This window comes from Alistipes sp. Marseille-P2263 (genome assembly GCF_018101075.1).
Lineage (GTDB): Bacteria > Bacteroidota > Bacteroidia > Bacteroidales > Rikenellaceae > Alistipes > Alistipes dispar.
The window spans coordinates 125,602-141,602 of sequence record NZ_JAGQEJ010000004.1 but is presented as its reverse complement, the minus strand read 5'-3'; the positions used below and the strand labels follow the sequence as shown (position 1 = coordinate 141,602).

General features: G+C 63.3%; 10 protein-coding genes and 1 tRNA gene. 4 read left to right on the top strand and 7 right to left on the bottom strand.

Annotated features, from left to right (window positions below):
- Positions 1 to 10: 10 nt before the first annotated feature.
- Entirely contained in the window at positions 11 to 1,012 is a 1,002-nt protein-coding gene (locus KB554_RS06450) for an MlaD family protein (RefSeq protein ID WP_211035261.1), read from the bottom strand.
- A 109-nt stretch (positions 1,013 to 1,121) separates the two neighbouring features.
- Positions 1,122 to 2,363 (bottom strand): N-acetylmuramoyl-L-alanine amidase, encoded by a 1,242-nt coding sequence (locus tag KB554_RS06445; protein ID WP_211035260.1) that lies wholly within the window; start codon positions 2,361 to 2,363, stop codon positions 1,122 to 1,124.
- A gap of 138 nt (positions 2,364 to 2,501) precedes the next feature.
- Here KB554_RS06445 and KB554_RS06440 point away from each other — a divergent pair, with 138 nt between their 5' ends.
- Positions 2,502 to 5,369 (top strand): putative LPS assembly protein LptD, encoded by a 2,868-nt coding sequence (locus KB554_RS06440; RefSeq protein ID WP_211035259.1) that lies wholly within the window; start codon positions 2,502 to 2,504, stop codon positions 5,367 to 5,369.
- A 196-nt stretch (positions 5,370 to 5,565) separates the two neighbouring features.
- Here the strand turns inward: KB554_RS06440 and KB554_RS06435 are convergent, their stop codons facing one another.
- Positions 5,566 to 6,846: an MFS transporter gene (locus KB554_RS06435; RefSeq protein ID WP_141427856.1), complete on the bottom strand. Its 1,281-nt coding sequence runs from the start codon at positions 6,844 to 6,846 to the stop codon at positions 5,566 to 5,568.
- Between the two features lie 138 nt (positions 6,847 to 6,984).
- On the opposite strand from KB554_RS06435, the gene KB554_RS06430 reads away from it, so the two are divergent.
- Positions 6,985 to 7,055: transfer RNA gene (locus tag KB554_RS06430), tRNA-Gln, on the top strand.
- An 18-nt stretch (positions 7,056 to 7,073) separates the two neighbouring features.
- On the opposite strand, the gene KB554_RS06425 is transcribed toward KB554_RS06430, so the two are convergent.
- The 4 genes from KB554_RS06425 to KB554_RS06410 all read right to left on the bottom strand — a co-directional run bounded on the left by KB554_RS06425 (position 7,074) and on the right by KB554_RS06410 (position 13,176).
- Positions 7,074 to 7,343 carry a hypothetical protein gene (locus KB554_RS06425; RefSeq protein ID WP_211035258.1) on the bottom strand — a complete coding sequence of 90 codons (270 nt, stop codon included), beginning with the start codon at positions 7,341 to 7,343 and terminating at the stop codon, positions 7,074 to 7,076.
- A 153-nt stretch (positions 7,344 to 7,496) separates the two neighbouring features.
- Positions 7,497 to 8,465 (bottom strand): hypothetical protein, encoded by a 969-nt coding sequence (locus KB554_RS06420; protein ID WP_211035257.1) that lies wholly within the window; start codon positions 8,463 to 8,465, stop codon positions 7,497 to 7,499.
- A 179-nt stretch (positions 8,466 to 8,644) separates the two neighbouring features.
- Positions 8,645 to 10,765, bottom strand: a complete 2,121-nt coding sequence (locus tag KB554_RS06415; protein WP_211035256.1) for a M3 family metallopeptidase — start codon at positions 10,763 to 10,765, stop codon at positions 8,645 to 8,647.
- A 59-nt stretch (positions 10,766 to 10,824) separates the two neighbouring features.
- Positions 10,825 to 13,176, bottom strand: coding sequence for a M3 family metallopeptidase (locus KB554_RS06410; RefSeq protein WP_242116313.1), 2,352 nt, complete (start codon positions 13,174 to 13,176; stop codon positions 10,825 to 10,827).
- A gap of 97 nt (positions 13,177 to 13,273) precedes the next feature.
- Here KB554_RS06410 and KB554_RS06405 point away from each other — a divergent pair, with 97 nt between their 5' ends.
- Together KB554_RS06405 and KB554_RS06400 are read left to right on the top strand one after the other, a co-directional pair.
- Positions 13,274 to 14,002, top strand: a complete 729-nt coding sequence (locus KB554_RS06405; protein ID WP_211035255.1) for an RsmE family RNA methyltransferase — start codon at positions 13,274 to 13,276, stop codon at positions 14,000 to 14,002.
- 9 nt (positions 14,003 to 14,011) lie between these two features.
- The gene (locus tag KB554_RS06400; RefSeq protein WP_211035254.1) at positions 14,012 to 16,000 is read left to right on the top strand and encodes a proton-conducting transporter membrane subunit; all 1,989 of its coding nucleotides are present in this window, start codon (positions 14,012 to 14,014) and stop codon (positions 15,998 to 16,000) included.
- The last annotated feature ends 1 nt before the right edge of the window (position 16,001 follow it).

The window sequence follows — 16,001 nt, the reverse complement described above, 5'->3', positions numbered from 1 at the left end:
GGCCGGGCCGCTATTTCAGCAGCCGGAGCGAATCCCGCTCGGCCTTTTCGGCGGCCCTGACGGCCTTGCGGTCGGCCTTCGCCTTCATCTTTTCGGGATCGCGGCCGAAGAGCGAGAAGTGGACGTAACGTCCGGGATACCGCTGCAAGTCCGCGAGCAGCGACGCCAGATTGCCGCCCGCCGCGGTCAGCGAGTCGTAGAGCGCCGGATCGTTCATCAGCCGGCCCAGCGTACCCTCGCCGTCGTCGATCTTCGCCAGCAGGCCGTCGAACCGCTCCACGGCGTCGGAGAGCTTCCGTGCGAACTCCGCTTCGGAAAGCTGCGCCGTCACGTCGTTCAGATTGCCCACGATACTGTCCACGCGGGGGGCATTCTCGCCCAGCATGTCGGCGAAGGCCGCGAGACTGCCGACGGCCGATTGCAGGCGTCCCTTCTCGGCGTCGAGCAGCCGGGCCAGATCGCCCGAGGCGGCGTTCAGGTTGCCGAGCGTTCCGGTGATATTTTCCTCATTGGCCTCCAGCAGCCGGTTCACGTTGTCCAGTGTCCGCGAGAGGTCGTCGGTCAGCCGCGATACCCTCTGCTTGAAAAACTCCAGCTCCGAGCCGGCCACGTCCATCAGATCGCGGTTGCGGCCCGAACGGAGCGTATCGCCCTTCGCGAGGCAGACGTCGGAATCACCGTAGGTGATCTCGATCGCCTTCGAACCCATCAGACTGCTGCTGACGATCTTCGCCTCGGAATCCTCGGGAATGCGGTACTGCCGCTTGATCGTGAGTTGCAGCACGACCTTGTCGCTCAGTTGCGGATCGAACGCGATGCCGGTCACCGTGCCGATCTTGACGCCCCGCATCATCACGGGCGACGCCGACTGCACGCCCCCGATCTGATCGTAGGCGGCGTAATAGACCGTATTGCGGCCGAAGATGTCGAAACCTTTCAGAAACCGGATTCCGGCCCACGCGGCGACGATCATCGCCACGGCGAAAATCCCGATCTTAACCTCTCTTTTCATATCCTGACAAATCTTGCTTTCCTCATTTCGCAACGGTTCCGGAACCTGCACGCCCCGGCGGCACGGCTCCGCGTCCGGTCCTTCCCGGTCCGGCTCCGGCAAGCGGACGTCATTTCACGATCCGCGAACCCCGGCAGCCCACCACGAAGGCATCGGGAAAAACCCGCCGCACCTCGCGCAGCCGCCGCTGGGCAGCGGCCCGGTCGTCATACTCCCCCACACAATATTTATAGGGGAACCGACCTTCGGAGGTGTACTGCTTCACCTTCCCGCGGTAGGAGCGGAACTGCGACGAACGCACCGGCAGCGGCTTCGCGCTGGCCAGCACCTGAATCGTATAACGCAGGGGTTCCGACACCCGACGCGCCGCGGCCTGCTTCGTCCCGCCATCCTTCGCAGCCGCTTTCGTCCCGGCTCCGGAAGCCGCAGCGGCATCTTTTCCGGAGGGTTTCGACGCGGAGCCGCCTCCCGATGCGGCCGCCTCCTTCGCAGCCGTCCCGGAAGCGGCGGCCGAAGCCTCCTCCGGCCGCTCCCGCTCCGTCCGGGCCGCTTCGGCCTCCCCGGCCCGGCGCGTCCGGAGCACGTAGTCCGAATAGTCCCGGATACCCTGATATATATTGCGCGCGATCTCCTGCTGCCCCTTTTCCGACTTCATGTAGGCCATCTCCTGCGAGTTGGTCATGAAACCGATCTCGGTCAGCACGCCCGGCATGTCCGTGGCGTAGAGCACCCGGAGCAACTGCGGCTTCACGCCGCGCGAACGGCGTCCGCTCTTGATGTAGTTGTTCTGTATGCAGCGGGCCAGCGCCATGCTGTACTCGCCGTAGGTGAACTGCAAATTCTGGATGTAGGCCCGGACGATGGCCGCCGTCCGCTCGTCGGACATGTCGATCAGATCCTCCCGGTTGCTCTCGTAGAGGGCGTTCTCGTTGTAACGCTGTTCCTTGGGACTTTCGCCCATGATGAGCGTCTCGACGCCCCGCGCCGCCGCGGCCCTCGCCGCGTTCACGTGGATCGACACGAACAGGTCGCCGCCCGCCCCGTTGGCGATGTCGGCACGCGCCTGCAGGTCGTCGGCCAGCGTCGCGCCCAGCGCCTTGTCCGTCTTGCGCGTATAAACGACCTTCACGCCCGGCATTCCCTCCTCGATCAGCCGCCCGAGCTTCAGGGCCACCTTCAGCGTGAGGTCCTTTTCATAGACTCCGCCGTAATGCGCCCCGGGGAATTTTCCGCCGTGGCCGGCGTCGATCACGACGACCTCCACGCCGTGCGCAATATTTCCGGCCCGTAAGACGTTCGTAAGGAGCGTCGCAGCCGCGATGGCGAGAAACAGCAGGGACCGAGTGCGCATATTTGACGGTAAATGTGAGCTTTCTGTAAATTTTTGCCTATCTTTGTCGGGCCGAAAATCGCCGCGAGGAGCCCTCCGGGGGCCGTTCCGGGCGGTTTTGCCGACTCGTCGGCAAAGGTATGGATTTTTTTTGTAATTTTGGACAGGTCGAAGGTAAAATATCTCTTGTCGGCGGCGGCGCTCCTGCTTTTCGCCCAGGTCCTGCTGGGTTCGGCGGCGCCCCGTGCCCTGCTGCCGGCGCCTCTGTCCGACACCGCCCGCACCCATCGGATCGCCCCGAACGGCCCGGAGGCCGCCGACTCGGCGGCACGCCCCCTGACCCGCCGCGAACGCCGCATGCAGGCGCGCGCCGCACGCGAGGAGGCCCGCCGCGCCGCAGCCTTCAACGCCCTGCCGCAGGAGGAGCGCGACTCGCTTTTCGCGGCGCATATCGACTCGCTGGTGGCCAGCCAGGCCGACTCGCTGTCCGCGGCGGACGGGACTCCGCCCGCCGCGGACAGCCTGCAGCGCGACACGGTCCGCAAACCGCGCGCCGCGAAGGGATTTCTCGACGACCCGCTCGACGGAAAGAGCACCGACTCGCTGGTTTACGACGTGCGCAACAAACTCGTTTACATCTACAACGAAGGCGACGTGACGTACCAGAGCCGCAACCTCAAGGCCGACTACATGCAGATCGACATGAATACGAAGCTGGTGTACGCCTACGGCAAGCCCGACTCGGTGGACGGCGTATGGACGGTCACCAAGCCCGAATTCACCGAAGGGAGCGCCGCGTACCAGATGGATACGATCACCTACAACCTCGATTCGCAGAAGGCCAAGATCAAGGGCGTGGCCACGCAGCAGGGCGACGGCTGGCTGGTGGGCGGCAGCGTGAAGAAGATGCCCGACAACACCTTCAACATCGAACACGGCAAGTACACCACCTGCGAAGAGACCGATCACCCGCACTTCTACCTGGCGATGACCAAGGCGAAGGTCATCCCCGGCAAAAAGGTCGTCACCGGTCCGGCCTATCTGGTCATGGAGGACGTGCCGATCTACTTCCTCGGCATCCCCGAAGGCTTCTTTCCGATCAATATGGGCCCCAAATCGGGCCTGCTGATGCCGACCTACGGCGAGGAGTACTCCAAAGGTTTCTTCCTGCGCGATCTGGGCTACTACTTCACGCTGGGCGAGTACGCCGACCTGGCCGTGCGCGGAGGATTCTACACGCTCGGCTCGTGGGAAGCCTCGGCCGCCTCGCGCTACATCAAGCGCTACAAGTACAGCGGCAGCTTCAACCTCCAGTACTCGAACATCAAGACGGGCGAAAAGGGCGAACCGGACTACATCAAGCAGAGCAACTTCCGCATCCAGTGGACCCACTCGCAGGACGCCAAGGCCAACCCGGGATCGACCTTCTCGGCCTCGGTGAACTTCGCCACCAGCGGCTACAACCGCTATTCGGCCACCAATATCGACGACATCCTCTCGACGCAGACCAACTCGTCGATCTCCTACTCGAAGAACTGGGCCGGAACCCCCTTCTCGCTCTCGGCCAACATGGCCATCTCGCAGAACTCGCAGAACAAGTCCATCTCGGTCACGCTGCCCACGGTGGTTTTCAACGTCTCGCGCCTCTACCCCTTCAAACGCAAGGAGCGCATGGGCAAGGAGCGCTGGTACGAGAAAATCTCGATGCAGTACACGGGCAAGATGACCAACTCGGTGACCACCACCGAATCGGAAATCTTCTCCCAGAAGACGCTCGACAACATGAAGAACGGCATCGAGCACTCGATCCCCGTCTCGGCGTCGTTCAACCTGTTCAACTACATCAACATCTCGCCGTCGTTCAACTACACCGAGAAGTGGTATTTCAAGAAACAGGAATACCAGTGGAACCCCACGACGAACCAGACCGACACGCTCGCCTCGGACTACGGATTCTACCGCCTCTACAACTACACGGCGAGCGTCTCGGCCTCGACGACCCTCTACGGCATGTACGACTTCACGAAGAAGCGCCGCGACCGCAAGATCCAGGCCATCCGCCACACGATCACCCCGTCGATCGGCTTCTCCTTCGCCCCGGACTTCAGCGATCCCCGCTACGGATACTACCTCACGCGGCAGACCGACTCCACGGGCCGCTTCACGACCTATTCGCCCTATGCGGTCAATGCCTACGGCGTTCCCTCGTCGGGAAAATCCATGTCGATGAACTTCTCGCTGTCGCAGAACCTCGAAATGAAGGTGCTCTCCAAACGCGACACGTCGGGCGTCAAGAAGATCAAGCTCATCGACGAACTGCGCCTGAGCGGATCGTACAACTTCCTGGCCGACTCGATGAAGCTCTCGACGATCTCGCTGTCGTTCCGCACGACGCTCTTCAACAACTTCGGCATCAACCTCTCGGCCACGATCGACCCCTACCGCGTGACGCCCGAGGGCATCCGCTACGACAAACTCTTCTTCCCGGGGCGCATCACCTCCACGGGCTGGTCGTTCGGCTACACCTTCAAATCGCGCGACGACCGTTCGCAGCCGGCCATCAACGACATCACGAGTCTCCCGCCGGACTATGCGAACCCCTTCCACGACCCCTACGGAACGATGGACCCCGTGCTGCGAAGGCAGTACATGGCCCAATCCTACTACGACTTCTCGCTGCCGTGGAACTTCGGCTTCAACTACGCGGTGAACTACTCGATCTCCTATGTCAATAACGGCACGACGGGCTATCGGAAGAACGTCACGCAGACCGTGAGCTTCAACGGTTCGCTCAACCTCACGCCCAAGACCGGCATCACGTTTCAGGGCGGTTACGACATCAAGGCCAACAAGCTCACCACCTCGTCGATTTCCATTTCACGGGACCTCCACTGCTGGCAAATGTCCTTCTCGTGGATTCCCTTCGGCTACCACAAGAGCTGGAGTTTCAACATCGGCGTCAAGGCCGCATCGCTCGCGGACCTGAAATACGACAAGAGCCAGTCCATGTACGACAACATGTACTGACCGCCGGTCCGCCATTACACCTCATAATCGGTTTCGGCCCGGCCAGGACGGTGCGGGCCGTGCCGAAAGACGGCCGCAGCCCTTCCGGCACGGAGAACAAAAGGCATCGCCCCTGCCGCATGAAAGCGGCAGGGGCGATGCGACAAGAAAATGCCCGGAAAGAAGCGGCCGCCATCCGGCCGCCCCTCCCCGGCAATCAGCGGCTCTCTCCGGCCAACGCCGCCGGATCGTGCCTGTATCTGAAAACCAGCGCGAAGACAAGGGTCACGACGAGCGCATACCCGGCGAAGATCAGCCACGATTCGGACCATCCCCCCACCATCGCCTCGGGCGTGGACTGCGAATAGACGCAGCGATTGACGACGGCCTGCGCCCCGAGCGTTCCGATCGTCGCCCCGACGCCGTTGGTCATGATCATGAACAGGCCCTGCGCCGAAGAGCGGATCGCCACGTCGGTCTCCTTATTGACGAAGAGCGATCCCGAGATATTGAAGAAGTCGAATGCCACGCCATAGACGATCATCGACAGCACGAACATCCACACGCCCGACCCGGGATTCCCCAGTCCGAACAACCCGAAGCGCAGCACCCAGGCGAACATGGCCATCAGCATCACGTTCTTGATTCCGAAACGCTTCAGGAAGAAGGGAATGAGCAGGATGCAGAGCGTCTCGGAGACCTGCGACAGCGAAATGAGCGCGTTGGCGTGGTTGGCGCCGAAGGTCGAGGCGTACTGCGGAATGTCGCGGAAGCTGGTGATGAACGGGTTGGCGAACCCGTTGGTGATTTGCAGCGAGACGCCCAGCAGCATCGAGAAGACGAAGAAGAGCGCCATGCGCCTCTGTCTGAACAGCGTGAAGGCGCGCAGTCCGAGCGCCTCGACCAGACTCTTCTTGTTCCCCGCACGGCTGACGGGGCATCCGGGCAGCGTCATGGCGTAGAGACCCAGCGCAAGCCCCAGCACGGCGCACTGGACGAACTGCATGCAGGTCGTCTGGAATCCGGCAGCATCGCACACGAGCATCGAGCAGATGAAACCCACCGTGCCCCACACGCGGATCGGCGGAAAGGATTTGACCGTGTCCAGCCCGGCCCCTTCGAGCACGCAGTAGGCCACCGAGTTCGAGAGCGCGATGGTCGGCATGTAGAACGCCACGCTCAGCGAATAGAGCGTGAACAGCACCCCGAACGACACCTCCGCGCCCGACGAGAAGGCGTAATATCCGGCCGCGCCCATGAAGAGGGCCGCCAGCAGGTGGCAGACGCCCAGCAACCGCTGCGCCGGAACCCAGCGGTCGGCGACGATGCCGATCACCGCCGGCATGAAGAGCGACACGATGCCCTGCATGGCATAGAAGATGCCGATATGCGACGCCAGGCCGACGCCGACCAGATACGACCCCATCGAGGTCAGATAGGCGCCCCAGATCGCATATTGGAGAAAGTTCATGACGACGAGACGCAGCTTGATTCCCATAACAGGCTGATTTTAGGCTGAATTTATTCTATCCGTTCATTTCCGCCGGAGCGGTGAAAACAAATGTACGAATTTTTTTTCGGAATTTTCTTTGAAATTGCGAAATAAAGTTCTACTTTTGCATCACCAAAACGTCATTGAGCTATGGTGTAATGGTAACACAACAGATTCTGGTCCTGTTATTCTTGGTTCGAATCCAGGTAGCTCAACTCGAAATCCGCGACCTTTCAAGGTTGCGGATTTTCGTTTTTCACTCCGCCCGCATCCCGCACATCCGTCCGCCGGCACGATTTCCGCAACGCCGCCGGACGGACGACACGATAATCGCAAAACGGCACGGCCGGCAGCCCCGATTTGCGAAAATCGCACGAAGCCGCTCCGATCGTGTCAAAAACAGGACCCTTTCCGCCATGTCTTTTGCGATTTCCGTCTTGCGCCGAACGAAAATTCCCGCTATATTTGTAATACACAAAACAAGAAGAATTCAACAGTTTCAAAAACTTTTTGTGTAACGCGCGAAGCTTCGCAACGGCAACGCACGGATGGAGAATCCCCGGGAGAGGATTCGAAGGACGAGGTTTGACAACGGTGACGCAACAACGTTTTTCACAGAACCGACTTCGGGGGAGGGCTTACAGGCCCTCCCTTTCCTATTCCGCATCCAGTTCCGACACCACGGCGCGCTGCTCCTTGAAGAAGCGGAGCCGCTGCAACTCCCCGCTCCGTGAGACGAGCGTCGAAAGGCGCCGCATGGCCAGTACCCACTGTTTGATACGTGCGAACATGTCCGGATCGGAGGTCCGCAGCGAATTGACCGAAAAGACCGCCATCCCGCTGCTCTGCACCGCCTGCGAGACGAAATAGCTGTACGTCCCCTCCAGATCGACGTCCGATATGTAAAGGAACACCCGCCGTCCGTCCGGGAACCGGCCCGTGAGGGCGATCTCCTCCAGTTCGTCGAGCATCCGCAGCAGCTCCTCCCTGAGCTCCCGGACACACCCCTCCGAAATCAGACGCATGGCGCGGAACGACCGGATCGCATTGACCCAATGTTTGAAACAACTGTGGTCCAGGACATAGTAGGTCGTGTCGATCTGCCGCACCGCCTGCCGGAGCCGCCGGCTGAGATCGAACACGTGCGGAGGCAACTGCATATCATCGAAACGGTTGTTCGCTCCGTCGAGCATCCCGTGCTGGAAAAAACATTTGAAGAACCGGAACCGCACGAGTCGTTCGTAGCCGAGATACAGCGCTGCCGGCAGCGAACTCCCGGCAAGCGAAAACTCCGACTGCTCGTCCGAAGCGATCTCCTCCATCTTACCGATCCAGGACTCCACCTTGCCGGGATAGTCCTCGAGCAGCGTCTGGCCGTCGGAAAAGTCGAGGCGGAAAAGCACGCAGTCCGGATCGTCCGTCCCCATGATGCGGTCGAGCGAGAAACTGAGCCGCGCGGCGACGAGCGCCGCTTCGCCGAACGTGAAGGGCACCTCCCCGCGCATCCGGCGGTAGGCGGCCTCGCGGCCTATGTTGAGGATTTCGGCCACCGTAGCGGCCGGGTTGGAATTTTTGGGCGTATTTTCGAGAACAGCGCCGATCAGCGCCGCATTCAAAGCGTTCACTGGCATTTTTTCGGGTTTAACGTCTCCGGTTTACAAAAATAAAAAATAAATCCGCTACGGACAACGGCCCTGTCGCTTTCGACCTCGAATCCGTCCTTACGGAATACTCCCGCCGAAAACCGAGAAAGCCGCGGTCGTCGTGACCGCGGTTCTCCATTCCTAACGGACGTCGTTACGTCCTATTTTCCGAGCTGCATCTTCTCGATCAGCGCCTTCGTCTCGGGCTTGTGGCCGCGGAAACGCACGTAAAGCTCCATCGGATCTTCCGTACCGCCCTTCGAAAGGATGTTGTCGCGGAACGACGCGGCGACCTCGGGGCTGAAGATGCCCTTCTCCTCGAAGAGCGAGAAGGCATCGGCCTCCAGCACCTCGGCCCACTTGTAACCGTAGTACCCCGAGGCGTACCCTCCGGCGAAGATATGCCCGAAGGCCGGCGACATGGCCGTACCCTCGACCGCGGGCAGCACCTGCGCCGGAGCCATCGCCTCGCGCTCGAAGGCCTCCACGTCGCCCTCGAACGGCTCGGTGAGCGTATGCCACGCCATGTCGGTCAGGCCGAACGACAGTTGCCGCACGTTGGCATAGGCCGCCAGGTAGTTCTGCGCCGCGACGATGCGCTCCACGATCTGCGCGGGAATCTTCTCCCCCGTCTCGTAGTGCCCGGCCCAGAGGTCGAGGAACTCCTTCTGCGTGGCCCAGTTCTCCATGATCTGCGACGGCAGCTCCACGAAGTCGCGCGAGACGTTCGTGCCGGTCAGCGACTCGTAGGAGCCCTCGCCCAGCATGCCGTGGAGCGAATGCCCGAATTCATGGAGGAAGGTCTCCACCTCGTCGAAGGTCAGCAGCGAGGGCGACTTTTCGGTGGGCTTCGTGAAGTTCATCACCAGCGACACCAGCGGGCGGGTCTCCTTCCCGTCCACGCACTTCGTACCGCGGAATTCGGTCATCCACGCCCCCGAGTTTTTCGACGCGCGGGGGAAGAAGTCGAGGTAGAGGACGGCCATGAAACGCCCCTCGGCGTCCGTCACGTCGTAGGCCGTCACGTCGGGATGATAGACGGCCACGGCCGGATTGGGGGTGAAATGCAGTCCGTAGAGCTTTTCGGCCAGCAGGAAGACACCCTTTTTGACCCGCTCCAGCTCGAAATAGGGCTTGACCGTCTCGGCGTCGAGCGCATACTTCTCGCGCTTGTATTTCTCGCTGTAATAGGCCCAGTCCCACGGCATCAGCGTCCCTTCGAAACCCTGCGAGGCGGCATAGCCGGCGATCGTGCGGTAATCGGCGTCGGCATACCGCTTCGTCTCGTCGAGCAGCTCCCCGAGGAACGCACGGACGGTCGGCGTGTTCTTGGCCATGCGCTCCTCGAGCACATAGTCCGCATAGCATTCATAGCCCAGCAGGTTGGCCAGCCGGAGGCGCGTATTGGCGATCCGCTTGACGATCTCCGTGTTGTCGAACTCGCCGCCCAGCGCGCACGAACCGTTCGCCCGCCACAGCTTCTCCTTGAGCGCGCGGTTCGAGGAGTAGGTCATGAAGGGCAGGTAGCTGGGGTACTGCAACGTCACGGTCCACCCCTTCTCCCCGCGCGAACGGGCCTCGGCGGCCATCCCTTCGCGGACGAATTCCGGCAGTTCGGAGACCGTCGCCGGATCGGTGATGTTGAGCGTGAAGGCGTTGGTCGCGGCCAGCGAATTGCGGTCGAACTCCAGCGAAAGGGCCGACAGTTCGGTGGTGTACTGCCGGTAGAGCTCCTTGTCGGCGTCCGACAGCGCCGCGCCGTTGCGGGCGAAGCTCTTGTAGGTCTTCTCCAGCAGACGTCTGTCCTCGGCCGAAAGGCCCCGTCCGGGATGCTCATAGACGGCCTTCACGCGCGCGAACAGTTCGGGATCGAGCGAAATGTCGTTGGACAGCTCCGTCAGGCGGGGCTGGACGCGCATGGCGATCTGCTGCATCTCCTCCGACGTGTCGGCGCTCAGCAGGTTGAAGAAGACGCCCGATATCCGGTTCAGCAGCTCGCCCTGGCGCTCCAGCGCCACGATCGTATTGCCGAAGGTCGGCTTCTTCGGGTTCTTCACGATCGCCTCGATCTCGGCGCGCGAGCAGGCGATCGCGGCATCGAACGCCGGTTCGTAGTCCGCCGGTTCGATCCGGTCGAACGGCGGTGTGGCATGGGGCGTCTTCCACTCCGCCAGCAGCGGATTCGAGGTGTCCAGTTCGGGCAGATCGGCCCGGGGAATCGAATTGTCGGCGCATCCGGCCGCAAGTGTCGAAAGGGTCATAATCAACAGGGCTTTTTTCATCGTATCCTCAAATAAATAAGAAGGTTTCTTCAACGGGTCGCGAAATCGGAGCCGGGCCGTCATTCCCGGACGGTGCGGGGACTTTCCGCCGCCCCGTCCGCACGCTTGTCCGCAGCCTCCTCCGCACGGAGGGGCTGCGCGCCGGTCCGCACCGCGGCGGCCTTCAGAGGCGTCTTGCCGGAGAGGGCCGCAGGAGAGAGCGTCCCCGCATCCGCACGTTCCGGCACGGCGGCTGCCGGAACCGTGCCGGATACCGGCGCGGGACTTTCCGCCGCGGCCAGCGAATCCGCCGGGTCGGGGCCGTTCCAGAGACCCCGGCTGCGCAGCATCGCCCGCTTGTCGGGGTCCTTGCCGCGAAAGGCGCGGTAGAGGCTCATGCCGTCCTGCTCGCCGCCGCGGGCGAGCACCTTGCGGCGGAAATCGGCGGCGATGCGCCGGTCGAACAGGTCGCCGCTCTCGCGGAACGCCTCGAAGGCGTCCTTGTCCAGCACCTCGGCCCACGTATAGAAATAGTACCCGGCCGAGTAGCCGCCGTCGAAGATGTGGCTGAAATAGGGGTAACGATAGCGCGGCTCGATCTGCGGAATCAGCCCCCGCTTCTCGGTCAGCGCCTGCCGCTCGAAGGCCACGGGATCGAACGGCTCGTACTCCCGGACCGAATGGATGTCCATGTCGGAGAGCGCGGCGGCGGTCTGCTCGGTGGTCATGAATCCCTGGTTGAACAGCTCGCTGCGACGGATCTTGTCGATCATCGCCTGCGGGATGACGTCGCCCGTGCGGTAGTGCACGGCGTACTGCCGCAGCACTTCGGGATCGAAGGCCCAGTTCTCCATCAGTTGCGAAGGCAGCTCCACGAAATCGCCCTCGACCTCCGAGAGGCCGCGGTACTTCACGTCGTGGAAGAGGAAATGCAGCGCATGGCCGAATTCGTGGAAGAGCGTCTCCGCCTCGTCGAGCGTCAGCAGCGACGGCGAGCTGCCCACCGGCCGCGTGAAGTTGCAGACGATCGACACCACGGGCGCCACGCGCCTCCCTTCGGCGTCGTAGGTCTGCTCCACGTAGTTGCCGCACCACGCACCCTGGCTCTTGCCCTCGCGCGGGAAGAAATCGAAATAGAGCACGCCGAGGTGCGTCTCGTCGGCATCGAGCACCTCGTAGGCCGTCACGTCGGGATGATAGACCGGCACGATGACGGGCCGGAAGGTAATGCCGTACAGCCTGTTGGCCAGGAAGAAGACGCCGCTCCGGACGTTCTCCAGCGAGAAGTAGGGACGCAGCATCGCCTCGTCGAGCGAATACTTCTGGCGGCGGAGCTTCTCGGCGTAGTACCACCAGTCCCACGAGGCGAACTCCCCTTCGGGCACGTCCTTGCGGAACAGCTCCTCCAGCTCGCTCAGCTCGCCTTTCGCCCGTTCCAGCGCCGGAGTCCAGACGCCTTCGAGCAGCTCATAGACCGCGTCGGTCGTACCGGCCATCTCGTCGTCCACGACATAGGCCGCATAGGAAGGGTAGCCCAGCAGGTGCGCCTTCTCCGTGCGCAGGCGGATGAAGTCGTTGATCAGCTGTTTGTTGTCGTACTCGTCGCCGTTATTTCCGCGGTTCAGGTAGGCCTTGTAGATCCGCTCGCGCAGCCCCCGGTCGGACGAATAGGTGAGGAACGGGATGAGGCTAGGTTTGTGGAGCGTGAAGATGCCCGTGTCCTTCTTTTTTCCCCGCTCGCGGGCCTTCTCGCGCGCGAGCTCCTGCACGTCGGAGGGCAGACCGGCCATCTCGTCGGCCGTGAGCTCCATCTCGAAGCGGTTGTTCTCGGCGAGCAGGTTGTTGCCGAACTTCACCGCAGCGAGCGCCAGCTCGCCGTTGATCTCCTTCAGGCGGGCCTTCCGCCCGGCGTCGAGCAGCGCCCCGGCGCGCACGAAGCGCCGGTAGGTCTTCTCCAGCAGGCGCAGCTGCACGTCGTCCAGATCCAGCGCCCCGCGCCGGTCGTACAGCTCCTTCACGCGGGCGAAAAGCCGTTCGTCGAGCAGAATCCGGTCGTAATGCGCCGCCAGCAGCGGCATCACCCGCTCCTGTAGGGCCTGCAGCTCGGGGGTGTTCTCCGCAGCGCAGAGCATACCGAAAACCAGCTCCGTCCGGGCGAGCATCCCTCCCGCGGCGTCGTACGCTTCGATGACGTTCCCGAACGTCGGGTCGTCGTTGTTCGACGCGATGGCGTCGATCTCGGCATCGTGCAGCGACATGCCCCGCTCGAGGGCGGGCAGGAAGTGTTCGGCACGGATCTTATCGAAGGGAGGCACGCCGTAGGGCGTCTCCCAGGCGGAGAAAAAGGGGTTCTCCCCCTCCGTCTTTTCGGATTTGCAGGATACGCAGGCCATAACCAGAAAAAGTGTCAATAATCCAGCGATAGGTTTCATCTGTCGGCTTATTTGTGTAACTTTGCGGCTCGGGATTTCCCGCACGGCGCGTCATGCCCCCGGGAAGCCGTTGCAAAGTTAGTAAATTATAACAGGTATGCAACTTTTTTACGACCCCGACGCCGCACCTCCCCGCCATACGCTGGGCGAGGAGGAGTCGAAGCACTGCGTGCGCGTCCTCCGGCTCGGCCGGGGCGACACGCTCCACCTCACCGACGGCCGGGGCAACCTCTACCGCTGTTGCATCACGGACGACGCCCCCAAACATTGTACCGTGCGGATCGACGACGTGCAGTCCGGGTTCGGGAAACTGCCCTACTCGCTGACGATGGCCGTCGCGCCGACCAAGAACACCGAGCGCTTCGAATGGTTTCTCGAAAAGGCCACGGAGGTGGGCATCGACGCGATCGTACCGCTCGGCACCGAACACAGCGAGCGCCGGATATTCAGGACCGAACGGGGCGGGAAGGTCATAACGGCGGCGATGAAGCAGTCGCTCAAGGCCTACCGGCCCGAACTGCGGGAGCTCACGCCCTTCCGCGAGGAGGTGCTGCGCCCCTTCCCCGGACAGCGCTTCATCGCCCACTGCGGCGCGGCGCATGCTCCCGAAGGCAAGGCGTACCTGCCGCAGGCGGTGCAGGCCGGAACGCCTGTCGAGATATTCATCGGCCCCGAAGGGGACTTCTCGCCCGCGGAGATCGACTTCGCCCTGGCCCACGGATTCCGCGAGATCACCCTCGGCGACCAGCGGCTGCGCACCGAGACGGCCGCCCTGACAGCCGTCGTGATGGTCTCCGTCGCGAACGGACCGAAACAGACGAATTAATCTTCCGATATGTTTTTTCTCTGCACACTACTCGCGCTGGCGACCGTAACGGCCATCCTGTTCGCCGCGCCGCTGCGCTACAAGGCGCCGGCCGCGCTGGCGATCGTCGGCGCCGGCGCCCTGTGGGGCTGCACGCAGGCCGTCGCCACGCTCGCCGGAGTCCCGGAGCGGCTGCTGTGGCTGCTCCCAGGCACGCTCTTCGGCGGCGATTCGGGTTCGATGGACTCCCTGTCGGCACTCTTCGTGCTGATCGTCTCCGTCGGTTCGCTGGCCGCGACGGCCTATTCGCGCGGATACCTCGCCCGCTACCTTCCGCTCAAGTCCCCGGCCCACATCTCGCTGCACTACACGGCGCTCGTCGTGCTGTTCTACGCCATGCTGGGCGTCGTGCTCTCCGACGGCGGCTACTCGTTCCTCTTCTTCTGGGAGCTGATGACCGTGGCCTCGTTCCTGCTGATCCTTTTCGACGCCGAACGCCGCGAGGTGCGCCGCGCTGCGCTCTCCTACCTTATCATGATGCACATAGGCTTCGTGCTGCTCGTCGTGGGATTCGTACGCCTCGAAGCCGTCACCGGCTCGGCCGCGTTCGGCGCGCTGGCCGAATACTTCCGCACGCAGCCCGCGCTGCCGCTGTTCGCCGTCTTCCTCGCCGGCTTCGGCATGAAGGCGGGGCTCTTCCCGATGCACGTCTGGCTGCCGGAGGCGCATCCCGCCGCCCCGTCGCACGTTTCGGCGCTGATGTCGGGCGTGATGATCAAGACGGGCGTCTATGGCATCCTCCGCACGACGGCCGCGCTGGGCGAGTTGCCCGCGCTGCGCACCGCGGGATACATCCTGCTCGCCGCCGGCATCCTCACCGGACTCTGGGGCGTCGTGCTGGCCGCGGCGCAGAACGACGTGAAACGCCTGCTGGCCTACTCCTCGATCGAGAACGTCGGCGTCATCCTCATCGGCATCGGCATCGCCGCGCTGGGCAAGGCCTCGGGCAACCAGTTCGTCGCGCTGGCGGGCATCGCCGGGGCGCTGCTCCACACGGCCAACCACTCGTTTTTCAAGCCGCTCCTCTTCTTCGGCGCGGGCAACATCCTCTCGGCGACGCACACCACCTCGCTCGACAGCCTCGGCGGACTGGGCCGCCACATGCCCCTGACGGCGCTGCTCTTCCTCGCCGGCACGGCGGCCATCTGCGCCCTGCCGCCCCTGAACGGCTTCGTCTCGGAGCTGCTCATCTACCTCGGACTGTTCGACGGCATCGCCTCGGGCAGCGACACCCTCGCCTCGGCGGCCGCGCTGACAGCGCTGGCCCTCATCGGCGGCGTGGTGGTGCTGGCCTTCACCAAGCTCTACGGCACGGTGTTCCTCGGCTCGCCCCGCACGCACGAGGTGGCCGAAGCCTCCGAGGCCGACAACCACCGCATCGCCGCCATGGCGCTGCCGCTGGCGGGCATCCTCTTCGTCGGGCTGTTCCCCCGCGCGGCCGTGGCCGCCGTGACGCGCGCCGCGGACTTTTTCCTCCGCACTCCGGCCGACGCCGCCGACTGGCTCCTGTCGCCCTCGCTGGCCGCCGCCGGACGCACGGCCTGGCTGCTGGCCGCCGTCGTGGCGCTGCTGCTCTGGCTCCGGCGCCGCCTGCTCCGCGGCCGCCGCATCGCCCGCGGCCCCACGTGGGGTTGCGGCTTCACCTCGCCCAACGTGAAGATGCAGTACACGGGCGAATCCTTCTCCGAAGGGTTGCAGTCCATCGCCACCTCCCTGACGCAGAACAGCGGCGAAGGCTCCCCCGTGCCGAAGAGCGAAATCTTCCCCGGCGCGCACTCCTTCGACGTCGGCCACCGCGACCGCATCGGACGGCTCTTCTCGGCCTGGTGGGTCGAACTGCTGCGCCGCATCAACGCCCGCGTCATGCGGCTGCGCACGGGCAAGATCAACCACTACGTCCTCTTCGCGCTGGCCTTCCTGGCGCTGGTATTCCTGTTGTCCGTCCTCAATCTGATCTGAC